At 32.9% G+C, this 1,088-nt stretch carries 2 protein-coding genes; both read right to left on the bottom strand.

The window, feature by feature from the left end:
- Positions 1–50: 50 nt before the first annotated feature.
- The gene (locus ACQR30_RS03975) at positions 51–728 is read right to left on the bottom strand and encodes a hypothetical protein (protein WP_429731583.1); all 678 of its coding nucleotides are present in this window, start codon (positions 726–728) and stop codon (positions 51–53) included.
- An 18-nt stretch (positions 729–746) separates the two neighbouring features.
- On the bottom strand, positions 747–1,088 hold a 342-nt coding region (locus tag ACQR30_RS03980), incomplete at its 5' end, for a hypothetical protein (protein ID WP_429731586.1).

Below are 1,088 nucleotides of genomic sequence, written 5' to 3' on the forward strand. Positions count from 1 at the left end.
GAGCTAGGGATATTTGACCGAAAGGGTAAAAAACCTCTGGATCTACTAGCTCAACTAAAGCTTTTGGCGACGTAGTCGCCGGATTTCAGCAGCCCGGCATAGCCAGTCTTATTCCGATTAGGGTTGCAGGTTCCTGAACATTTCTCCAAAAAAGCAGAAGGGTTAAATTCAGGAAATCTGCATTTAACATAAGTAAAGAACCTAGACACATCGGGATTCATTAAAAAGCCTTTAAAAACTACTTTTCTCTTTCTATAATTATAAATACTTTGTCTACTCATCTTAAAATCAGGTTCAAACTCCCTTAAAAAAGTGATCAGAGCAGTGGAGTCCTGGAAATACACCCCAGAAACTTTATTATTGGCTGAAGCTTTAATGAAGTTATAAATAGCTCTCTTTAAAAATATATTGTTATTGAGCTTCTTATCTTCAGCCGGCGTAGCTGGAATTAAATTTCTGCTATATGTAGAATAAGATTCCAAGTTTGTTCTACCTAAATCCTTATCCCCCAGTGGGGGATTAGAAGTCGGTCTATGGTGGTGAAGGCTCAATTTACCGCTAGGTTTAGGCTCTTGTTTAGTAAGATCTGAATTTGAATTTAAAACTTTTATGTTGTTGTTTTGTGAAGTTTGATTTATATGCTGTATAGGCTCAAATATAATTTTTATAAATTCACTTCTATTTAACCCAACTTTCTTAAATTTTTTTTCTTCAGATTCGACAAACAATCTAGCATTATTCCTTATTCAACAGTAGAAGTCAAAAAATTCTGTGGTTAATTTTTCTTTATTACAATATAGTTCCTTATCTTTGTAAAATAAAGTAATATTATGTTTACCCTTTCTGGCTACTATAGAGATGTTATAATAAACCTCTTCATCTAAATGTGAGATAAAAGCATGACGCGCTTCTATTGAACGTTTATCACCATGCACGAACGATTCGTAATCACCCGATAATAAAGCAGATATAGTAATAAAAATTGTAATTATACCTTTAGCAGATGGAATAACTTTAAATTTACCTTTAGGATTACGATCTTTAACAACTATAGCACTACCTAATTCTTTATATTTAAAATCAGGTTT

This window comes from Arachidicoccus sp., from assembly GCF_050436765.1.
Lineage (GTDB): Bacteria > Bacteroidota > Bacteroidia > Chitinophagales > Chitinophagaceae > Arachidicoccus.